This is a genomic window from Rummeliibacillus sp. BSL5 (genome assembly GCF_052928305.1).
On the sequence record NZ_JAVGCV010000002.1, the window covers coordinates 131,111 to 153,929 of the forward strand.

The 22,819-nt window shown below is 32.7% G+C and carries 16 protein-coding genes; 10 read left to right on the top strand and 6 right to left on the bottom strand.

Annotated elements, in window-relative coordinates; all coding sequences use genetic code 11:
* Nucleotides 1–330 precede the first annotated feature (330 nt).
* Nucleotides 331–945 carry a DUF6037 family protein gene (locus RCJ93_RS11160; protein ID WP_446739027.1) on the bottom strand — a complete coding sequence of 205 codons (615 nt, stop codon included), beginning with the start codon at nt 943–945 and terminating at the stop codon, nt 331–333.
* A 254-nt stretch (nt 946–1,199) separates the two neighbouring features.
* On the opposite strand from RCJ93_RS11160, the gene RCJ93_RS11165 reads away from it, so the two are divergent.
* Together RCJ93_RS11165 and RCJ93_RS11170 are read left to right on the top strand one after the other, a co-directional pair.
* Nucleotides 1,200–2,114: a hypothetical protein gene (locus RCJ93_RS11165; RefSeq protein WP_446739028.1), complete on the top strand. Its 915-nt coding sequence runs from the start codon at nt 1,200–1,202 to the stop codon at nt 2,112–2,114.
* A gap of 254 nt (nt 2,115–2,368) precedes the next feature.
* Complete coding sequence (locus RCJ93_RS11170) at nt 2,369–3,619, top strand: MrcB family domain-containing protein (RefSeq protein WP_446739029.1); 1,251 nt, start codon at nt 2,369–2,371, stop codon at nt 3,617–3,619.
* A 786-nt stretch (nt 3,620–4,405) separates the two neighbouring features.
* Here the strand turns inward: RCJ93_RS11170 and RCJ93_RS11175 are convergent.
* Together RCJ93_RS11175 and RCJ93_RS11180 are read right to left on the bottom strand one after the other, a co-directional pair.
* On the bottom strand, nt 4,406–5,344 hold the full coding sequence (locus RCJ93_RS11175) for a hypothetical protein (protein WP_446739030.1): 939 nt from the start codon (nt 5,342–5,344) through the stop codon (nt 4,406–4,408).
* A gap of 1,191 nt (nt 5,345–6,535) precedes the next feature.
* Entirely contained in the window at nt 6,536–7,417 is an 882-nt protein-coding gene (locus RCJ93_RS11180) for an AlbA family DNA-binding domain-containing protein (protein WP_446739031.1), read from the bottom strand.
* 437 nt (nt 7,418–7,854) lie between these two features.
* Here RCJ93_RS11180 and RCJ93_RS11185 point away from each other — a divergent pair, with 437 nt between their 5' ends.
* The 4 genes from RCJ93_RS11185 to RCJ93_RS11200 all read left to right on the top strand — a co-directional run bounded on the left by RCJ93_RS11185 (nt 7,855) and on the right by RCJ93_RS11200 (nt 14,457).
* Complete coding sequence (locus RCJ93_RS11185; protein ID WP_446739032.1) at nt 7,855–9,486, top strand: DUF2075 domain-containing protein; 1,632 nt, start codon at nt 7,855–7,857, stop codon at nt 9,484–9,486.
* Nucleotides 9,487–9,649: 163 nt separating this feature from the next.
* Complete coding sequence (locus RCJ93_RS11190; RefSeq protein WP_446739033.1) at nt 9,650–11,842, top strand: P-loop NTPase fold protein; 2,193 nt, start codon at nt 9,650–9,652, stop codon at nt 11,840–11,842.
* A gap of 1,295 nt (nt 11,843–13,137) precedes the next feature.
* Nucleotides 13,138–14,058: an HNH endonuclease gene (locus tag RCJ93_RS11195; RefSeq protein ID WP_446739034.1), complete on the top strand. Its 921-nt coding sequence runs from the start codon at nt 13,138–13,140 to the stop codon at nt 14,056–14,058.
* Between the two features lie 111 nt (nt 14,059–14,169).
* A complete protein-coding gene (locus RCJ93_RS11200) occupies nt 14,170–14,457 on the top strand; it encodes a hypothetical protein (RefSeq protein ID WP_446739035.1) in 288 nt (95 codons plus the stop codon).
* A 98-nt stretch (nt 14,458–14,555) separates the two neighbouring features.
* Here RCJ93_RS11200 and RCJ93_RS11205 read toward each other — a convergent pair whose 3' ends face one another.
* Nucleotides 14,556–15,044 carry an SMI1/KNR4 family protein gene (locus RCJ93_RS11205; RefSeq protein WP_446739036.1) on the bottom strand — a complete coding sequence of 163 codons (489 nt, stop codon included), beginning with the start codon at nt 15,042–15,044 and terminating at the stop codon, nt 14,556–14,558.
* 573 nt (nt 15,045–15,617) lie between these two features.
* On the opposite strand from RCJ93_RS11205, the gene RCJ93_RS11210 reads away from it, so the two are divergent.
* The gene (locus RCJ93_RS11210; RefSeq protein WP_446739037.1) at nt 15,618–16,622 is read left to right on the top strand and encodes a hypothetical protein; all 1,005 of its coding nucleotides are present in this window, start codon (nt 15,618–15,620) and stop codon (nt 16,620–16,622) included.
* A 41-nt stretch (nt 16,623–16,663) separates the two neighbouring features.
* Entirely contained in the window at nt 16,664–17,305 is a 642-nt protein-coding gene (locus RCJ93_RS11215) for a hypothetical protein (protein WP_446739038.1), read from the top strand.
* Nucleotides 17,306–17,421: 116 nt separating this feature from the next.
* Here the strand turns inward: RCJ93_RS11215 and RCJ93_RS11220 are convergent, their stop codons facing one another.
* On the bottom strand, nt 17,422–18,903 hold the full coding sequence (locus RCJ93_RS11220; RefSeq protein WP_446739039.1) for a PH domain-containing protein: 1,482 nt from the start codon (nt 18,901–18,903) through the stop codon (nt 17,422–17,424).
* Entirely contained in the window at nt 18,903–19,400 is a 498-nt protein-coding gene (locus RCJ93_RS11225) for a PH domain-containing protein (protein ID WP_446739040.1), read from the bottom strand. The genes RCJ93_RS11220 and RCJ93_RS11225 overlap by 1 nt, the downstream gene beginning before the upstream one ends.
* Before the next feature lie 343 nt (nt 19,401–19,743).
* On the opposite strand from RCJ93_RS11225, the gene RCJ93_RS11230 reads away from it, so the two are divergent.
* Complete coding sequence (locus tag RCJ93_RS11230; protein WP_446739041.1) at nt 19,744–21,534, top strand: M3 family oligoendopeptidase; 1,791 nt, start codon at nt 19,744–19,746, stop codon at nt 21,532–21,534.
* 251 nt (nt 21,535–21,785) lie between these two features.
* Nucleotides 21,786–22,739: a restriction endonuclease gene (locus RCJ93_RS11235; RefSeq protein WP_446739042.1), complete on the top strand. Its 954-nt coding sequence runs from the start codon at nt 21,786–21,788 to the stop codon at nt 22,737–22,739.
* Nucleotides 22,740–22,819: the final 80 nt, after the last annotated feature.

Sequence of the window (22,819 nt, forward strand, 5' to 3'; positions counted from 1 at the left end):
AAGATTATTTTTTATGTGAAATTTTCAAAAAATACTTAGGGTTTTAAGGGGGATAAATGAGTTATAACGACTTTTATCATTCTATTTAGAATAATTTTTAAGGAAATAAACTAGAAGACGAAGATGAAAAAAGAAGCTTACTAGGCGATCTCGATTTTTCGAGTGCTTTTTCTTTTTGCCATGTTAATCTTGATTAAGAAAGAGTTATTAAATAGTTTTTGAACAAACGTCTATACTGAACATAAAAGTAGCTTTGATGAGTTGCACCATAACAAGAAAATACCCTCAGCAACTATGCCAAGGGTATTTTTCTGTTATGTAAGTATGATGTTATCTTGTTCTATAATTTCGCAATATTGTTTCATCATCTTTTTGGTCATCTGGATTCATCGAATAGAAAAAGCTTACTTCCAATTGATTTTCAAAAACACTATAAATTTCAGGTCTTGCAAGCTTTGTTTTCTCATCATTAAAAGGACTTCGCTTCCCGCCAGTTTTTCTTACATCGAACAAATACCTTCTATTGGGGTCTTTCGGGTCATTTTCTACTACATAATTTAATAAATTATTCTTTTTTAACCCTTCATCTTTTCTGGCATGATTAAACGTTTGAGGTATAACTGTTCCTAAAGCCTCATAAAGAGCTTGAAATAAATTGCCATTTTTTGAGTATTCAATGCCAAAAAACTCTCTGATTTTTTTTACATCATTTTCGAGAAAACCATTTGAGTTTGTCCATGTTTCAAACTTATCCCCTATATTTTTGTTTTCTGTTCGTAAAAATATCAATTTAGTAAGTGCAAAATTCGGTTTCTTGTCTTGATTAAAAACTTCTACTACAACAAAATAACTTTCATTTTTATATCTAAATTCAAAAATATCAAAATTTTCATTTTTAGAAACCATGTCATCTCTCAACAACTTAAGATTTTCTAGTAACGCCATTTATATTTCCTCCAAACATTCAGTATACTCTAATCATATTTTATCAGTTTAGGAAAATTAATCAAATAGACCTATAAAACGATTGCTATGCTTCCTTTATTCTAATGAGCTATATACTTACCTTAAAAAGAGACAACGCAGGTCCTTTTGCTAAAATAAAATATTAATAAGAGTTATCCTCTAACGACACATTATGTAAAATATTGTGTATGGAGTTTGTGTTATACTCTTTCAAAAATAGATAGAGGTGTTGTATGAATTTTATTGACGATGATTATCAGAAAATAATAAGTGATATTATTAATGACACTTTTTATATTAACAGTTCAATTAGAGGTAAGTTAGCTGGAATTAGAACATATAGTGAGGTACTTATCAGAAAAATTTTAGATATTGAACCTAATAGTTCATTAACGTTAGGTAATATCACGTATATTCCTCCCCGCCCAAATCAGTCAAATCCTTATCGAGAACGAGGTATCGAAAAATTAGGTAGAGAACGTTTTCAATATTTGGTTGATATTGTGGAACGAATAAAACCACTTGGAAATCAGGGGACACATACTCAGCGTATCGAAGAATATACCGAAGCTGAATTAAATTCGGTAATTGATGCTATGTTTGATTTACTTGCATTCTTTTTTATCGAGTATTTTATAAAATATTCTATGACACTTGATACCCAAAATGAAGTTTTACGTGATTTTTCTTTGTTACCACCTGTTATTAGATATAAGACATTAAAGTATTTGTACGAAAAGGACTCCTCGAATATTCAGGTTCTCAACAAATATATTTTAGCGATTATTAAATATAAAGATAAAAATGAGGCATATACATGGCTCAAAAAACGAGAAAAGAATATTAGGGCGATAGACTATCTCAATGATGAAGAAATAAAAAATTATATTGTAAATCATGGAGTTGAAATTAAGCCAAATATTTATGCTTTAAGTATTAAGTTCCCTGAGTTTGATAATATGTATGATTTACTTTTGGATAAAATAAATGATTCTAGAACATCAATTAATGAAAATGGAAAAATGTATAAAAATTTTGAGCAAGCCATAAGTCATTATAAGGATCAAAAACATAGTTCAACGTCTCAGGAACTTAAGGAACTTCATTCTATTATGGATTTTGTGTATCTTGGTAGAAGTTCAAATTGATGTGATTTATCAATACCTACTCAATATATTTTTGTAAAATATGATACGTAAAGAAAGAAGCTGATTTATTATGTCAGCTTTTTTTTTGATTAAAATTATAAAACTAAAATCAACAGAATAAGTAAATAACATTGAAATGTTGATTGTACTCTTTATGTTTTATAAAGCTTATATTATAATCGAAGGGAAATATTGTATATATTTTCTGGATATACTACTTTAACTAAAACTACATAGATAAAAGAGGTAAATATATGAGTATTAGAAACGCTTTACAAGATATAATGATAAGAAAACAGAGTGGAGCTAGTGTTGATGAATTAGTTACAGAAACACTTGTAAAGGAGTTAGAAGCTTTACCTGTAGTCATGGCAGATGGAAATTTACATATTTATGGTCGTACCGCAACAGGTGGGCAATCGTTTGTTCCTTGGGTGGGAATAATGAATAAAAAATTAACAACAACTGTTACGCAGTCAATTTATCTAGTTTTTTTATTTTCTCAAAATGGAAAAAAAGTTTCTTTTTCATTAAATCAGGGCGTAACTTATCTTGATGAATTAAGAAAAGAGATAAATGATAAATCTGTAAAAAAATTAGACTTTTTTGAAGCAAGTTCAAAGGTTTTATTAGAAAAAATTGATGATCAAGATGGATTAGTCACTGGGAAATTAAACTTAGTAAACGATCAAAAAAAAAATTCTAGTGGTCGTAGTTACCAACATTCTAACATTATAGCGAAAGAGTATGAAGTAAATAATTTACCTAGTGAAGCAAAAATTATTAATGATATAGAAATAATGCTTAGAAAATATGAAGAACTTCAAGGGAAGATAGGAGATTATAATTCATTTATCAAGAATAATTTTTATAAAGCTATCCGTTATCTTGATAATAAAGCAAAACAAAAAGAAATTAGAGAAAGTGAACTTAAACTGACTAGCCCAGATGAAGTAGTTGTATTGTCTACTGAAAATACCTTTGATGAAAATAGAAGGTCTAATAATTCGGGTGGAGGTTCATCGGGACGGGGAAATACTATTTCTGATAAGAACTTAAAAGTACAACTAGATCAACAAAATAGAGTCGGGGATTTAGCCGAGTTAGAGGTTCTAAATTATTTTAAAGAGAAAGTTAGAGAAAAGTTTGGAGAAGATAAGGCCAAAGAAGTCGTTCAAATGTCAAAAAAAGTAGGACATGGACTTGGCTATGATATCAAAGCGTTCGATTTAGATAAAAATACTGCTCAAGAAATTCATATTGAAGTTAAAGGAACAACGTCTAATAGCTATAAACAACCTTTTTTTATGAGTATTAATGAAATAAGAAAATTAGTGGCTAATGAACGTTTACGTATTGTTAGGGTATTAGGTGTAGGCAGTGGACAATCTAAATTTATGATTTATGGTGGATTTGAGAATTATGTTTCGCTAGATGAACTATTAACTAATAAATTTAACGCTGAGCCAATTAACTTTAAAATAAATGGCATCAAAATTAATTAGAAGTATTTCTTCCTGTAATTTATTTTACTGTAAATAAATAAGATACTTTCGGTCTGAAAACGTAAAATGACCGATTCCCTAATTAATAAAGTTGCCTCTACCAACCACATGAATTGAAGTTACTAACGAAACGATTCTATTTGGTAATACTAATACATTTAATAGACTTTTTAGAGAGTATAAAAATACAAATCCTATCAATAGGATTTGTATTATGCTCATAATATAAAGATAATAACAAAATTTGCCCCCCAACAACGTTAATTTTGGGTAAACCGTAGTCAAAATCGTATTCAATGTATTGAGAAAAGTACTGTAAACCCTCGAAAACACTGTTATTATGGCCTTTTCTTAGCGGATTGGTTCGACTCCCACCGTTTCTACACATTGGAAATATTATAGTTTCAAAAAGTGTCAAATTCCTTGATTTATCAAGGTTTGGCTCTTTTTTTTATTTCAAAAACTTTTAACTTATATCAAACGGGGTCAAAATTGGGTCAAAGATTTAGCGTGAATTGATGTATGAGAGTGTGAGGTAGGATTGTACCTTACATACTTATCATATTATGTATTGGGTTTGAAGACAAATTAGAGTTTGCAGAAAAAAAAGAACAAGTCTAAAAAAACGTAAGCCCTTAATCAAACACGCATATAAATAGTTTGGCACTCCCGGAACGACATAATAAACGAAGGAGGTGCCATTCTTATGCCAACACTGAATAGTAGCATACTTTATGGAATGAAAAGAGCATGGCTGTAAGAACCATGCTCTTTTTAAAAAATATATTAAGAGATTTTTTTATCGGTGTGATGAGGAAATAGTTCTGCAATTTGTCTCTTCCAGCCATCAAGATGCACAAAGCGATGCTTATGGATATCAGAAGCAATAATTTCGGCTTTTGTCATTTTGGAAAGCTGTTTCCAATCGCCTTCAAATACATACGTGGCATTGCCATATTCAGCGTTTTCGAAGATATAAAGATTCTCCCTCGTAAAGCCAAAAATGATGTATCCTTGATAACCATTGTCTCCGATTGCATGGAAATCTGGATTGTATTTAGAAATTGTTTCAAGTCGTTCAGCAATAATGATTTTTTTACCCTTCGATTTACTGTTGAGTACAGGTGTAAGATGATGTTTGAATGTCTCCCACGGCATTTCTCCCTCAGGAAGTATATCCCAGCCAAGTTTGACCGTTCTTGGCACTTCGTATCGTTCCAAATTCTCCTGAAAGATTTCAGCTTGTTTAAAAATCGCCAACATAAGATTGATACGATGGACGATGTCCGTTTCTTCTGTTTGACCTTTAGTAATAGTATCTCCAGCAATCACAAACTTGTTTTCACCTGACTGTACAATCATCAACTCTACCCATGGGGCTGGAATCCATTTTCTCGGATAACGTTGGTAGGGAATATCCACGGTACGAGAGTGAGAATTTCCATCCCAGTCAGTCCATGACCAATATTGCTGACGGTAAACAGTTTCTTTGGGCTTGTCCTTTTGTGGCACATCTTTTCCGTTTACGTTGAATTTACTAACAGGACCAAATTTTGGTGCGGGTACTAGGGATTCACCTGATAGTAAAGTTTTAAATCCAATTTCTTGTAGCTTCACTGCAATTTCTGCCGTGATAGCAACTCCAATATTTGCCTTACCACCTTCATTGATGTGAGACATATATTTCTCTGAATTTCTAATTCTTTTTTTTCCTGTAATTTTCAAGTTGCATTCTCCTTAAAATTTAATATTTTAAATGGAGTAAGCAATGTATCTATTTAATTATAAAAATCCAACCCTCCTAATTCTGCTCCATTAGAGGGTTATTTCAACTAATCATATGTATTTTACATCTATAAGTAATACTCGAACGAAAATCGAACGTAATGTGAAATTTGCAAATAACACAAATTACCTCTTGCTTTCGATCTTCGTTTTATTATAAGATATAAACGTATTATCCTACATAATAAATTGAGTTAGAAAATAACCAAATCTGATGTTACCAGCATCAGACCAAATGAAGAAAAGATTTAATAGAGTACATTTTTACTCCATCTTATAATATATTATAAGATGGCTATTTGTGTTGTGTCAATATTAAAATATGAATTTTCGAAATTTTTATGCATAAAACTTCTGTGCGATTCATAGGAGTTTTTTGCCGATTTTAGGGGCTGTTAAAGTGAATAAGTAGTACAGACGCAACAAAAAGGGTGAGTTGCATAGAATGCATAGAATACCACTTTTATTCTATCTGCTATGAAAATGATATTCAATGCATTAGGGATGTAAGAAAAGTATCTCCTTCAAATTGATACGTACCTAGAGACACTGCTCATTTTTTTATGCGTTGGTTTGATTACGTGCTTACAAAGAAACTTGTTTTAGTAATTCATATATCGAATATAGTTTTCAAACGCATTATTCTTGATTTCATTTATATTTTTTTTGAATTTTATTGCACCAGTCCCACGCTTTTAAAGGAAAGAAATATTATTTTGTTTATCAGAAAATACAAGGTTATCAGTACTTATATTACAATGCAAATCAGATTGAATTTGCTTCCATTCATTTAAAATTGTAAGTGTGCGATCATCAATCTTTAATAGTCTATGATCAGATGTTTTAGTAGTTGAAATAATTAATTTCCCATTTTCATCATAGGTGACAGCTTTGTTAATTGTAATTTCCTACTTATAAAAATTGATGTCACTCCATTGTAAGGAAAAACCTTCTCCTCGCCTAATACCTGTATAGCATAGCAGCCGTAAATATGCATACTTTTTTATATCTTCATTTTTAGTAGCTTCTAAAAACTCTATGAAATAGATTTTCCTTGTAGCTCTTGAATATTATCGTTTTTGTTTTTGTAAAACTTTATGTCTCCCATTTTAAATCTTCCACATTAAATATCTATTTATTTTTTAACTTCACTCTCCAAAGAAATTCTCCCTTAACAAGTAAAAATCCTTTGTGATAGATGGCAGTATACTCGTTATCATCAGCATCGAATAATATTACTTTATATGTTAGTGTTTTTTGGGTAACTCCATCTTCATCAACTGCTAATGGAAAGCATTGTGATGAGGTGAAGCCAAAATGAAAGTCAGTTACAATTTCATCTTTAGGTGTTAATTTTAGTTGGAAGTCTGCGCCTTCGTGGTTGTCTTTTATCCCGTATAATCTATGCTCAGTTAGTTTAGTTTCACCTTCGTATATCTCTAAACAGCCCCACACGATTGTTGTTGTTTTATCACTGTGGTTACTTAATATGCATTTTAACTCAGCGTAGCCCAATTCAGGTTTTGTTGCATATAAGAAGCCATCTGAAATCTGTAACTTCACTTGTCCCTCGTTGTACATTTTATCTAAATCTGCGCGGGTGGTGAAATCGTTTGTAGCACCGCGTCTAATTTTCATGAAGCCTTTATTTAAAGTTCCATATTGTTTCTTTAAAAGATAAGGCCGCTTTTCAGGTCTGATTTCTATTACATGAAATCGCTTTTCTTGATAGGAAATAGCATGCAACTTGAAGGATAAGAAAGGTTCAATGTTTTCGAAAATTAGTTGTTCTATTATAGACTGATCTGTGAATGAGTCTAGTCCAACTAAATCCTTAACACCATTCCCCTCTTTAACACCACAGACAATATATTTAGAATTTTTACTGTGAGCATTCGCAAAAGCAATTACATCTGTAAGTAGGTCTACATAACGCTCCTTTACATAAAACGTCTTCTTGAAATCCAAAATTTCACTTTCACCTAACGTTAATAATTGCTCGAATTGGTCCATATTCACATTGCATCATTCACTTTCTAATTATTATTCGATTAATCGCATTTTTTCTATATAATAGTAAGTATACTAAAAAAGAAATATTAAATGTAAAAGTTATGAAAAAAGTAGGTAAATAGGAGCGCAACAACAAACTTAGGCTTAAATTTAGTTAACAGGTGAAATATAGCTGTTTAAAAAACCTTAGTTACCTTAAATAAGGAAGCTAATGTTCTATATTGGTGGATGCCAAAAGCAGGAATAAATGATAAAAGCTATAAGGAAATTATTAGTTTCTCAAAGCTGATGAAGAGGATTGATTATTTTTATAGGGTTTAATTTTATTAGTCATTTCAATTTATCTACAACTTTTACAGTTCATAGTAGTATTTATGAGAATGCATTAAAATAATATAATAAAGAAATTGTTTTACAAAGTGATAAGGAGTAAAGAAATGACAGCTATCGAAATACTATCATGGCCTTTTGTACAAGAAAGTATCAATCAAATCAACAACAAAGAACAGTATTTAAATTACCCAGTCATTTATGTTTTAAATGGCAATAAAGAAGCTTATATTGGTGAAACTGTTTATTTTAAAAATCGGATGAAAGCTCATTTAAAGGGACGTAAAAATATTAAGCAAGTAAATTTGATTAAGCATGAACAGTTCAATCGTTCAGCAACGTTTCATCTAGAGACAAAGCTGATTAACTACTTTCTAGGTGATGAAAAATATACGCTTCAAAATAAAAGTAAAACGGCTAGCGATTTTACTCACAACTACTACAACAAGTCTTACTACGATCAACAACTATTTAAAGAACTTTGGCAAAAGCTACATGAACAAAAGCTTGTCGACAATGAGCTGCATGTGATTGAAAACAAAGATATTTTTAAATTATCTCCATTCAAAGAATTATCTTTAGAACAACTTGATTTAAAAGATAAAGTACTCGAGTTTTGTGAGAAACGAGTAATTCAAAACTCAAGTGAATATGGAAGTCTATTAGTTATTGAAGGTGAAGCAGGGGTTGGTAAAAGCGTTGTGTTAAGTTCTATTTTTAACACGATTCAAGAAAGAGTAGAAGAAGCATCTTCAAATTTATATCGTACAGAAAATTATTTAGCTGTGAATCATGAAGAAATGTTTAAAACGTATAAAAATATAGCTAAACAGGTGAAACATTTAAAAGGAAAAAACTTTGCAAAGCCTACATCTCTGATTAATACGTTACAAAAAGAGGGAAAAAAGGCTGACATAATTTTCGTTGATGAAGCGCATTTATTGTTAACAAAGCCAGATACTTATAATAGCTTCTATGGCAATAATCATTTAGAGGAGCTATTGAAACTAGCGAAAGTAGTTGTTATCATCTATGACCAAAACCAAGTGCTGAAACTAAAGAGCTTATGGGGAGCGGTAACATTAGAAGAGCTCAAAAAATTAAGCACTTTTCATGAAGAATACCAGTTAACAAAACAATTCCGTATGCAGGCGAATGATGACGTAATCAATTGGATAAACGAGTTCAAGCATAAAAAATTAATGCCGCTTCCTAAAGATACTAACTATGAATTTAAAGTATTTGAGTCGATGAAAGACATGCATTATGAAATTAAAGCCAAAAATACAAAGTACGGTTTAAGTCGTGTTGTATCAACGTTTGATTACATACATAAAAAAGACGGTGGGACATACTACGTGAAGGAATCAAATGGTGAGTATCAACTCCCATGGAATACAACAAGTACAAAATATACATGGGCTGAAAAAGCAGAAACTGTACATGAGGCTGGTTCAATTTATACGATACAAGGTTTTGATTTAAATTATGTTGGGGTCGTGCTTGGGCCCTCTGTTCAATATGATACTGTTAAAGATGAAATCATCATTAATACGAGTAAGTATATGGATAAAGGTGCGTATACAGGTATGGATGGAATTGAAAATATAAAAGAAGCAAAGGAAAAAATAGTCCTTAACTCAATCAATATCTTATTGAAGCGTGGAATTAAGGGTCTGTTCATTTATGCAAGTGATGAAGCATTGAGGAATAAACTTTTAGAATATCAAAGTAGGTGAATAGGATAAGTGACCTAGATTTTTTTTCTTATGAGAAAATTATCTAGAATGATAAATGTTTTGATTATAAAGACGCTGATTAATAAATTTTACTGAGTTTAGTATTATCTAAATGGGATTTTTTTAATATAGGATTTAAAGAGAAGAAGGAGATTAATTATAAGTGAAACTTTTAATAGATATAAAAAAAATAAAAGATGCTCCCGTAGAAGCAACACACTTTTCCGATAGTGAAAATTTCACGAATTTAAAAAATGATTTAATTTATGGAAATCCTTCAACTTATTTAATTTCAGGGTATCGAGGTGTTGGGAAGACCTCATTCATAAATGCATTGAAAAAAGAAGTGGTAAGTGAGTTAAAGAAATTAGAAAACGATAATAATAATAACCTAGTGGAAAGAAAAAAAATATTTATTAATCTTAATATAGGAAAGTATAGTAGTTTTGCAAATATTTTAAGGAACATAATTAGAGAGATTTACTGGGGAATTACAAATAATGAAATTTGTAAAGAAATCTTAGAAGAAGATCCACAATTGTTTGTGGAATTAAAGTTAATATATGATCGTACTTTTGAGAATGTTGAAGCAAAAGATATAAAAATTGAATTAGAAGAAAATTTTAAGTCATATGTTATTAGTTCAGATTTTAAACAATTAGTTTTAAGAATGTTAATTATACTATCTGGAAGTGTCTCTTTAGTTAACTTCATTAAAAACAATGATTGGAAAACATATTTTTTTTCTATAATATTATGTGTTATTTTTATTCTTAGATATGAGTATTCTATTAAAAGAATGGATTCTAAAACAATGGAAATAAATCGGACAACATTTTACGATGATGAGGTTGCAGAATTTCAATTAACACGAATAATTAAGGAATTATATAAATCAGGTATAGAATTAGTGTTTATTATTGATGAATTGGATAAGCTTGAAAAAGAAGAAGATATTATTGCACTAATTAGTGAATTGAAACCTCTTATGCTTTCGGGATATTCAAATTACTTATTAATATCTGGACAGAAAATGTTATATAGATATTTAATGGCAGATGTTTTAGATGATAACGTTTTTTCAAGTATATTCTCTCGAAATATACATATTCCTCTTTTGAACAGAAAAGGTTTTGAGGAGTATTTTAGTTCTTTAATAGGACATTCTATAAATGATAATGATAATTACGTTATCAAACAGTACTTAGATTCAAATATATTACTTTCAAATAGAATATTAAGAAAGTTTATAAGTTTAATTAGGAATGACATGAGATTCGATGGAAATGGTAATAGTTATATTGAGATAAAAGCTGATAACGAGATTTTAAAAACTAACGCGAAAATTTCAGAAATACTATATGATGTAGAAAAAGAAATAAGGGACAAGACAAACGATAATTTAGAAGATGGAATTAGAGATTTTTTGATATCTAATTTATATATAATTATTAAAAATATGAAAAGAATTCGTCCACTTAGTTTTGAGATTGAGAATATATTAAAAAGTAAAAGTTTCAAAGATGATGAATTTGCTTCAGCATATATAAGTTATTTAAAAGGTAATGCACAACTCATAATCGACAAAATGTTAGAGGTTAATTTATTAGAGGTTGTAGATAATGAAGATACCCAGGAAATAGATAAAAACATAGATAGTACTAGGTATAGATGGACAGAAAATGCTGTTTTTAATCAACAAATTAATCAATATGGATATTTAGAAGAGTTTATTAAATTTGAAACATGGTTACGTGATATATCTAATCAATTGGTAAGTAATTCGATTGTAAGGATCAATCAGCATTCTAATTTTTATGCTTTGAATGGAATTTTTAAAACATTAATAAATCATGGAATTATTTCGAAAGAATTAGAGGAAGATTTTAAATATTTGCAAAACATTAGAAATAACATAGTTCATGGTCATAAACTTAATAAAATTGAAAAAGAGCATTTAATTACATTTAGTAATGATTTGAGAAAAATTAAAGGCATTACATTTGAACAAATTATGATATCAGTTTTGAAGGAAGTTAATGATAATAAACTCGTTAACTCGAATAATCACTTTTATGCAGTCGATGCAGTTATTAATGATGTGGCATTTGAATTTAAATATTTTAAGTATAAAATAAGCTTAGTGCAATGGATTGAGAAGTTTACTAAGCAGGAATTTATAAAAAGTTTAAAAGAGTTAAGAATAATAATATTGTATGAAGGAAATGGAAATATAGAGATGGAAAAGAGAGAAGTCAGATTAATTTTAGAAAAACAGAATAATATTAAAATAGAAATTTTTAGAGAAATTGAATTAACAACATTAATACAATATTTAAAAGTTAGTAATGATTAATAAGAGTTCACTTTGTATATCCAAATCTTAATTATTGATAGTCTATAACATCAATCTCATCATAAAGATTGTTAAATAACTACTGCAAGCGAGTATGGAGTTCAATAAATTGTGTTTTAAATAAAAATTAATATCAAAAGGCTTAATTGGTCGTATAGAAGACTTGCATGTATTTATTGATAAATTTGGTTGCGATAAAATGTCTGATTTAATTGCAAGGTTAATTAAGAAGAAATTAGTAGAGTATACTATTCAACAAAGTGAGAAATATAATATAAAAAGAGATTTTGAGATAACAAAAAATATTGGAATCACAATACACATCGCTGGGACGAATATACGGCATACGTGCCTAGTATAAAAGGCCATGATGGGAGAGCATTTCCTGACGTACTTGTACCAAAAAGATATGTAGTAACTTCATACTTATATGATGCAGATAAGTATTGGGAAAAGATAGTCAGCCGAAGTAGACAAGATTTTCACAAGACAGAACAAACCTCTCTTTATATTAATAAGGCTAATAGTAGAGGTCAACTTAACAAAAGGGATATTTTGGAGCATGAATCTCTAGGCAGGAGTCCAAAAGAATATCTTATAGATTATACGATTAATGATTACCTGTTATAAATAGTTTTAGGCAGGGAATTAAAAATACTCAAAGATCTAATGAGAATAATGCTTTAAGTGATGACGAAATAGATCTAATTATTAATGAATCTTTAGGGGATTTTCCATCAAAAGCAATTACGAAATAGTACCCTTTATAGGTACTATTTTTATTGTTTTAGCTGAATATTCATTGACCTAATAAATGATTAGAGCTTCTTTAGATGTAGAGTTACTGAACCTTTTAACGTAAAGTTTAGGAATATATTTTTGAAAAGCTTTTTAAGGAGACATACTAAACACGAAGAAACAAAAAAGGATGTTAATGAAGCAGGAAAATCAATTGCACTTTCTGAGAGTGTTTTTAAAATTGTATTCAAGAGATTTCTAATCTTAACTACCTAAGCCACTCTGAAATGTTGGTTTTATGTGAATCATGCAAAGTGGATTATACTGTTTTTTTTGTATAGGGTTTCTAGAGATTCAACGAATGATTTAATTCTTTTGATATATTAAGGAGATTAGCTCTTTTTTAAGCTGATATATTACAAATAGTTAAATCAAAACCTTATTAGCTGTTAATACATCTGATAGAACAGTTGTGAAATATTTATCGTTGGATTTTGTAGTTTCTCCATTTAATGTATAAAATAGAAAGATAGATTATTAGGTCGGAGATGAAATAATTGAGTAATTATATAGTAATGCAAGGCCGTACATATAAAGAAGAAAAAGAGGTAGGTATTATCTGGAGTCCCCAGTTTGATAAAGCTGGGAATACTCCACACTCATGGAGTAGAATGAAGGATGTAAAAAAAGGGAATGTGATTTTCCATTATGTAAATGGCTTTATTATTGCGGTCAGCATAGCAACAGCAAATTGTACGGAAAGCGAAAAACCTACTAACTTACAAAAAAAAACTAATTGGAATCAAGAAGGCTATATGGTAGCGCTTAATTATCATGAATTAGAAGTACCGCTTCGTATTTCCGAACATTTTAAAACTATTCAACCATTATTGCCTTTAAAATATTCTGCATTTCAGGCCAGTGGCCAAGGAAATCAAGGATATTTATACCCCTGTAATGAGGAATTAACGATCCAACTATTAGAGTTTATTGGGGTGACGAATTTAATTGCTCCCAGTAAAGAACAATTGAGCTTTTCTATGGATGCAATAGAGATAAATGATGATAATCCATTATCACCGATAATTACTAAAACTGAATCAGAGGCAAAGGCTAAAATACGAATTGGACAACATAAATTTCGAGAAAAACTAGAACCAATATGGAACAACACCTGTCCGGTTTGTGGAATTAACCTAAGAGATATTTTACGTGCCAGTCATGCAAAGCCTTGGAAAGATAGTACAAATGAAGAGAGACTAGATCCATACAACGGAATACTACTTTGTTGCAATCATGATTCTTTGTATGACAGGGGATATATCTCGTTTGACTCACACGGAAATATATTGATCTCAAAAGAAATTGCTGAAGACGATTATTGCAAATATGGTTTAAGTAATAATATTAAAATAACGACAACAACTCAACATAAACCATATTTTAAGTGGCATATTAAAAATATATTCAAAGGATAATTTTAGACCTAACTAAACAAATGATATAACTTTGTGTTTTATTAAAATTTAAATTAGGAAATTTCTAATAGTGTAAATCCGATTAATTTATCTAAAGAAGGAATGAGTTAGATGAAGAATTTTAGGACTCTTGATCAAGCAAAAAAAGATTTATTAGTAATCCAACGTTATATTGATTTAGTTGAATCATATGAACCAATTACATTTACTCAACAAATTATCCATACGTATGCACTACTGGGAAGTATTCAAAAAACTGCTGAAGCAATGAGTAAGAATGGAAATAGAATTACAGCTGAAGAAGTAACTACACATATAACTAGTAGTACAGCCTCTGACGATACATTACATAAGCTTATAAAAAGTCTCTATCGAAAAAGAACTAGAAAAAACAGATAGATAATATTTTATATATCTTATCGATTTTAAATAATAAACTTATGAGAAACTTCATTTAAAGGATTTGATGGCTAACTCTTAAAAAAGCTCTTTCTTTTCTATGCTCTTTTAGGACTTATTCGAAATAGTTGATTTAAGAAATCATCAAAAGTCTCAGCAATTATATGAAATTCCCATTCTTCTTCACCTGAAAGATAGTTCTCAACTATATATACAATAGTTGGATGTTCCTTTTCCTTTCGATAGTCTAGAACGAGCCATTCATGAAAGTCTGTCCAAAGAACAATTAATCCTAGTGGAAGATTTGCTTCTTCCAAAAACTCTTGGGAAGTTAATAAACTTATATCATCTTTTTCAAAATGAATTGGCTCTATGCTAGGAAGTGCGTCTTTGTATTCCGTGTAATAAGGAAAGTTTAATTCGCCGCCATTTTGCTCTTTCATCAGTTGAATAAATGATGATGGGAAGTGAACATCCAATATATTTTCAGCTCTTCTTATTATTTCATCGTTAATAGGGTATTCGATACGATTATTTTTCGGTTTTTTACTCCAAAAATTCTCGCCTCTATAAAAATCTTTATTCAACATATGAATCACCAGGCATTTAATATTTCTACTGATTATAACGTACTATAAGGGTTTTAACACATTGTAAAGCAGGTGTTATATGTCTAATTCTTCAGTGCCAGGCATCAAAATAAACGTGAATGTTATAACATGCATGTTTGTATTAACAATCAGTACAATTTAAATATCTTGAATCAAAATAGATGAGAGAAGAAATGCATACTCAAAGGTGTATAGTAAATAACAAAAAAAGATGGATAAAATATTTTATGAATCCATCTTTTCTGATTTTTTTGAAATAGTATAGTTTGGGATCAAACGAATTACACCACCCATTTGATAGATCGTTCATGGTTAAAGAACCTTTCGCTAGAGGGATTCGGAGCAGTACCACTTGAACTTCGGCAATAGGCTCCCGCGTTAGCGTCATAATGCCTTTATATCCTGTTTTTTTGCTAAATATAAAACTCTAAAGTTGTCGAAAAAAACCATAATCTAGTATATATTTAGCACTATTTTGGTATTATTCAATTACATAGAAAGGGTTTTTCTTTATAATGAATGGTAATAAATGAGAGAGGGTGTAAAAAGGTGAAGTATATTAAATATGTATTAGGTTTAACCAGTCTCCTAGTAATACTTTTCATCGAAGCACAACTGCCAGCTTCCGCAACAACTTTCCCTGCCCAAGGATTAATTGCCGATACAGACGGCGATATGGGTGAAATATCAGGAAACTTTATTTTTAATTGGAGCAAGTCGGACTGGTATGATGAGGAAGATAATCCAGGAAACGATCCCATGCAATTTAAGCTTTTCTTAAATAATGGGTCAACAAAACCATTCAAAACGTATACCGGCTACCGCCATAATGATTACCATTTTGTTTATGCCATTCCTAAAAATACAAAGCTCCCAAAAAATGAAACAATATATTTTAGAACTTATTACGCTCGGGATAACTCAGGGAAATACTACGAAACTAGTTATGACCCTTATAAATTCCAGGTTATTGACAATATCGACAATGAGAAGTTAACACGCAGCGCTTCCGTAAAATTTCCAGAGGGATTCAATGTCAGAATTAATCCGCGAAAAACGATTTCGATGATTTCACATGATCGCTCCTTTAAAGTGTTCATATCTTATGCTGATAAGAATGGAAAAACGATTGAAAAACTAGGCGTCATGTCAGTTACATTCAAAAACAAAGTAATTCGAATGCCAAAACTTCCGGCAAAAGCCAAATCATTAAAAATCTTTGCGATTGAAGGAAACAGGATTTCGAAAGATCCAATCGTTGTACCACTTTCTAATACAGCCAAAATAATGGAGAGTTATCCGAAGAACCGTTCCTTCAAAGATATCAATAAAGAAGCAGGTATCTATGCGGGAAAACTCAAATGGGATGGCATGGGCAATGAAGACAAATTCTCAAAGTACACCATTTATTCATTTGAGCCACCACGTGTAACTAGTAATCTATGGAGGGCTGCCGCTAATAACCTAGTCAAATTAGGAGAAGTGAAAGCAATGGGGAAAAAACGTTATCAGTTTACATTGCCTCCAACGAAAAAGCCTTATTTAAACTGGTGATTCTTCCCGAGATTAAAGGACAATATATATCAGCACTAGATGTGGATATCCATCAAACGAATAAATATTATAATCAAAGAATCCGGCGCTATAAAGTAACAGATAACTACTCTTCAACAAAGGAAAATCTAACCTTAACAAAGAACATGTTGTATTACCTTGATAAGACAAATTTCCTTGGATTCCAAATACCGGAAGACCAATACTTCCCTATTACGTTAAAATTATATGACTCAAAAGAGGGTACCGAGCCATTCCAAACTTTTACTCAAAAACCAAAAGATAAATATTATTTGGGGTCCACTCGATTTCCGCTAGCGATCAAATCTAAAGACCTGTATGTCGAATTTTCAAATAAACTGGGACATACTAGTAACCGAATTCACTACAAAGTCGATCCAAAAGAAACCCAGGTCACGCCAAAACTAACAAGTAAAGACGTTGTATTCTTTAACAGAAAAAATCAAAGCGATTATATTCTTGTAAAGAATGTGACACGCGGAGATGTCGTTTACGCTGGGTATGGCAGGGCAGAGGTGAGAAGAGAGCAAATCCGCAAAGATGGCTCTTTTAAAATTACAACAAGCCTAGACGATAATGGCGGCACACTCAATATTAAGTATCAAAGAAATGGTTACTTTACCTCTGAGGAAGCAGCGATTCCTTATGGAAAAGCGAAATAATAAAGAAGGATAGCCGCTTAAGTGGCTATCCTTTTTTTGCATAGTTGGAAAACAATCATAGCTTTTCAATAGCTATAATCCCAGGTGTCCCCGCGATATCTCATGTGATTAAACGTTTATTTTAAGAGAACTTCTGTAACTCTTTTCGCATACCATTGGTAAAATCGTTCTGCATCTTGGATTGGTATGTCTGATAGGGATTCGTATCGCACGGGTTTTGCTCGGTTGATAAAGCCGATTGTGGCAAGACCCATCCATTGTTGCAATTTTGATCGTTTCACCGACACTTCAGCAATTTTGTCGCGCCGCGTGATGAACGTTGTTTTTTCGAACATTCCTTGGCTTAGTTGAATTTGACTGCCCGTAAGCGCATAACGTGTGTTGTGATAAACAATCAACCGCCTGGCTACTATGAAGGCTAGCAAAACGGCAGATGCGATGGCCCAACCATATGTAAAGTCCAACAATGCAGGTTTGAAATACACAAGAAGGATAGTCGCAATCAGCCAGAACCAATACGGTTTTAGGAGTCGGGCGGCCAATGATTTGCGCGGCAGCTTCTTCATTTGTTGGCACACTTCGTAGTCTGGCAGCAATTCGGAAATGATCGAATATGTTCGTTGCATAGGCAAAAACGGATAGAGTGTGCTGACTTCGTTGTCATTATCCCCGAGGTCTCCTATGCTAATCAACTTCACTTCTGCTAGTCCGAGCAACCGTTTCATAAACGATTGTGTAATTTCCACAGCTTGCACACGGTCTTTCGCAATCGAAAAAGCTGTTTCATCCAATACCCCTTTTGAAATATAAATCCGTTTGTCATCAGAAGCAATTTCATACTTTCCATACTTCACGAACGTGATAAGAATGCCCACACTGATAGACAGCATTATTACGATTGCTAGGAATCCTGCAATCATCCATCCAGATGATAGAATTGACTCGAACCAACCTTCTGCGGCTTCTTCAAGATGAAAAAGTGCACCGATTTTTGCTAATAATGAAGAAGCAATGGCAAGGAAGAATAGGAAACTGAGTGAAGTAAATGATGCTTTCACAAGATCTTGGTGTGTCGGCGTAAAATGAATTACTCGCTCCGTTTCGTTCCAACGGCCACCATCGGGCTGTGGTTCATCATTCATAATTTGGGAATCCGGATGGCTAGTCCTTTTCACCAAACTTTCTAATCGATCTGCTTCTGACCGGGTCAGCACGGGAAAGGGAACATTCGCATTCACACCTGACGTGCCTGTTTCAAAAGTGATGGAAGTCATACGCAATAGTTTATGCAAAAAGGATGTATATCGTTGTACGTTCTGGATTTTTTCATAATTGACCGTGCGTTCTGTCTTTTCAAATATGCCCGATTTCAGATGAAACGCCCGATCATCTGTGCCGTATCGATTCGTAAACAGCTTCCATATGCTTGCGACTACTGTGTAGACAAAAGAGACAAGCAAAACCCAGCCCATAATATGGAAAAAGGTAGAATCTGAGCCTTTATTTAAAAAGAGAATCACAGCAAGAATTCCAAAGTTCTTAAAAAAACCAATGATATCAAAAAGTACTGTCAGTGGGTGGTAGTGTTTCATATCCATTAATCATCCACTTCCCTGATTTTTGCCATCCGTGCAATCTGGTTTCGAACTTCAACTGCTGTATCCTTTGGCAGAGCCGGAATTTCATGGCTCGATCCCATCGTCTCAATAGCCAGTGAATACAGGCCAAATTTACGTAAAATGGGTCCCTGATTCATTGAAACAGCTTGAATCTTTGCCATCGGTACCAATTCATGACTCTCGTAAAATGCTCCTGCTTTTAATTGCAAAAATTCCTCGTCGATGCCATAGCGGAAATGGCGCACTAAGAAAACAGGACGTAGCCCCACAGACCAAACCGCAGACAACAGAATCAATTCGGCTAATACAAACAGTACCCAACTCACCCAGTTCCACCACGAAAAATAGGTTGCTATACCATACAAAAAGGCAACTACACCAAGCGAAATCGTATGTGAAACCGCCGATCCCCAGCGCAGGGCGGGCACGGCTTCTTTTATTAACCGCATTTCTGGTGCTTTAATTTCATTTTCCATTGTAACCCCTCCAAGCGGTCATTTCTCCTTATTACAACAAATTTCGCAGTTGTTTTCAAGGTGTGTTGAAGAATAGAAGGGTTTCCAGGATTCTGTTTCCCTAACAAGTTTTGCTATAAATTATGAAGCTAGCGTAGCGGGGGCACAACTTCATTTTGCGATTGTAAATAGAGGGGGAAGAGTTGTAAAACTTGTGAGAACGGTTGTAAATACGTGCTGAGCGGTGGTAAATATCCCGAATTCGGCTGAAAGCATACGCTGGCATATCGAAATGAGCTGACTTTTAGTAGTTTACCAGAAATTTCTGTATAATTAGAATATACATTCAAAGGAGGAGAATGAAATGGAGCAAACAAAAGAATACATACAAACTTGGGATTTGGATCAGATTTTTACTGGGGGAAGTCAATCTCTGAGCTTAAAAGAGACCATATCAAAATTAACGAAAGAAATATCGAAGGTAGATGAAAGTATCGAGCGTTTTGTTCCTGACAATGCTTCAGCAAATGATTTGGTAGTAATCCTCAATCAGTTGGGATCATTACAGAAACAATTGCGTGATGTCTTTGCCTTCATTGGCTGTCTCAGTGCACAAGATGTAAATGATTCAGAGGCAACAGTATTAGTAGCAAAGTCTGGAGACTTAAGCGCAAAAATGGGGACAGTAAGCTCTAAACTAAATCAAAAGCTAAAAGATATTAAAGAAGAGGCTTGGGCACAAATGATGCAGTCTCAAGAATTAAAAGAGATTGCTTTTTCACTCAGCGAAGCAAGACGTAAGGCAAAAGAAATGTTGCCGATAGATCAAGAAGTATTAATCAATGATTTGGCTGTTGATGGCTATCATGCATGGAACCAGATGTACGATACGATTGTTGGCAGTATGTTTGTCACTGTGGAGGAGAAGGGTGAAAGTAAACAGTATTCTATGGGACAAGCATCCAATATGATGTCTAATTCTGACCGCAATGTGCGTAAAAAGACATTTGATTTAATCCAACAGGAGTGGCAGAGAAATGCTCCATTGTTTGGGCAATCATTAAATCATCTGGCTGGATTCCGACTACAAGTGTATAAGCATCGTGGATGGGAAGATGTATTAAGAGAACCACTGGAAAATAATCGAATGCAAAAAGAAACGCTGGATGCCATGTGGACGGCGATTGAGCAGAATAAAGAACCATTTGTAGCATTTTTAAATAGAAAAGCAAAGTTACTCGGTGTGGAAAAACTGAGTATGTATGATATTGGCGCCCCTCTCGGAAAAAGTGAAACAAAAGTATCTTACACCCAAGGAGCTAATCGGATCATCGAGCAGTTCCAGAAGTTTAGCCCCCAAATGGCCGATTTTGCGAAAATGGCATTTGAAAATCGCTGGATTGAAGCAGAAGACCGAGCGGGGAAACGCCCAGGAGGATTTTGCACAAGCTTTCCAAATAAAAAACAGACACGAATCTTTATGACATATTCAGGAACAGAATCTAATATTGCGACACTGGCCCATGAACTCGGACACGGTTTCCACCAACATGTGATGAACGATTTGCCAATCCAAAATCAACGGTACGCTATGAATGTGGCAGAAACTGCCTCGACTTTTGCGGAAATGATTCTGGCAGATGCAGCAGTCCGACAAGCAACATCAAAAGAAGAAAAAGTAGCATTGTTAGAAGATAAAATACGCCGAGGTATCACCTTCTTTATGAATATTCATGCTCGCTTCTTATTTGAAACAAACTTTTATGAGGAACGTAAAAATGGCATGGTCCCGGTAGAAAGGCTCAATGAATTAATGGTTACCGCACAGAAAGAAGCATATTGTGATACGCTTGATGAATATGATCCAATGTTCTGGGCTTCCAAGTTACATTTCCATAAGACGGGTACGCCATTTTATAATTTCCCTTATACATTCGGTTATCTGTTCAGCCTTGGCATCTATGCACATGCCTTGGAACAGGGCAATGACTTTGAAGATGAATATATCGCACTACTACAAGACACCGGCCGTATGACGGTGGAAGATTTGGCGAAAAAGCATTTAAATGTCGACCTAACGAAACCAGACTTCTGGGAAAAGGCAATTCATTTATGTATTGAGGATATCAATGAATTCATGCAACTTACGGAATAATGGGAGTAAATATTGTGAAACAAAAGGAGTAACTAGAAAATTCCAGTTACTCCTTTTTGTTAATGGTATTTAAAAATCCTCAGTTTTTTCATTTGAAACGGCAGAAGAGTTATTTTCTAATGGCAGGATTGATGAAAAGAAGTTTATTGATAGAGTTCCAGACTTAGAGTGGTAAAATAATACATGCAACTAGCTTGAATAGAACTTTTTTATAGAAAAGAGTAATGAGCTATTAAATCAAGGAGGCAACTATGAATAATGATTGGTCTAAATTAAAACGCTCTTCAAATGGAATTCCTACGTATGATTCATTAATTCCTTATATTTTAGAAGTTATAAAAAATGGGGAAGAAGCGACCAACGTGGTTATAAAAAAGAGGGTTTGTGAGTATTTGAATGTACCTCAACACATTTTAGAAGAGAAATACCCCAATTACCCTGATAGCGAAAGTATACTACATAACCGATTTAGTTTTGCCTTTAGTGATTTATCTAAAGCTAATGCAGTTGACCGCGTTAGAAGAGGCGTTTATAAAATAAATAGTAATGGGGAATTTTTATTAGATAAATATGGAGATCAATTAACTAAAAAAGTCTTAGAAGAACGTCCTGAATACATGCAATATATGAATGAATTGAAATTGCGTAATGAAAGAACGGGTGGAGCCACAATTGAAAATGTGGAGGAAAATGATAAGCCGAAAATTGAAATTGGGAGCCTAGTTCAGACTATAAACAATGAAATCGCGATTGAACTTCTGGATATTGTTCGTGGGAGCGATCCTATATTTTTTGAAAAGCTAGTAGTGGATTTACTAGTAGCCATGGGGTATAGCGGAGAAAATGGCGAAGCTAAAGTAACCAGCCAATCAAATGATGGTGGGATAGACGGTATTATCAATCAAGACCCACTAGGAACAAGCACTGTATACATACAGGCAAAGAGGTATAAAGAAGATAATGTGGTTGGAAGATCAGCCATCCAAGCATTTTATGGAGCTCTTGCCGGTGTAAATGCAGATAGAGGGGTGTTTATTACAACTTCTCATTACACTAAAAATGCAAAAGAGTTTGCCAAGAACCAAGGGATTGTATTAATTGATGGCATCCAGTTAACTGATTTAATGCTGAAATATCGAGTGGGAGTAGAGGTAGCTCACCAATATACAGTATTTAAGATAGATGGAGATTATTTTGAGGAATAAACTAACCTAGCTTATTATTATAAAATCTGTACATACGAAAGTGCTCTATATAAAACAGCCTAATTTTTATGATTAGGCTG

Bases quoted from the DNA above. Each gene is read 5' to 3' on its own strand.
- RCJ93_RS11160 (WP_446739027.1), bottom strand. From the start codon at position 945: ATGGCGTTACTAGAAAATCTTAAGTTGTTGAGAGATGACATGGTTTCT.
- RCJ93_RS11165 (WP_446739028.1), top strand. From the start codon at position 1,200: ATGAATTTTATTGACGATGATTATCAGAAAATAATAAGTGATATTATT.
- RCJ93_RS11230 (WP_446739041.1), top strand. From the start codon at position 19,744: ATGGAGCAAACAAAAGAATACATACAAACTTGGGATTTGGATCAGATT.
- RCJ93_RS11180 (WP_446739031.1), bottom strand. From the start codon at position 7,417: ATGGACCAATTCGAGCAATTATTAACGTTAGGTGAAAGTGAAATTTTG.
- RCJ93_RS11220 (WP_446739039.1), bottom strand. From the start codon at position 18,903: ATGGATATGAAACACTACCACCCACTGACAGTACTTTTTGATATCATT.
- RCJ93_RS11170 (WP_446739029.1), top strand. From the start codon at position 2,369: ATGAGTATTAGAAACGCTTTACAAGATATAATGATAAGAAAACAGAGT.
- RCJ93_RS11225 (WP_446739040.1), bottom strand. From the start codon at position 19,400: ATGGAAAATGAAATTAAAGCACCAGAAATGCGGTTAATAAAAGAAGCC.
- RCJ93_RS11235 (WP_446739042.1), top strand. From the start codon at position 21,786: ATGAATAATGATTGGTCTAAATTAAAACGCTCTTCAAATGGAATTCCT.
- RCJ93_RS11200 (WP_446739035.1), top strand. From the start codon at position 14,170: ATGAAGAATTTTAGGACTCTTGATCAAGCAAAAAAAGATTTATTAGTA.
- RCJ93_RS11185 (WP_446739032.1), top strand. From the start codon at position 7,855: ATGACAGCTATCGAAATACTATCATGGCCTTTTGTACAAGAAAGTATC.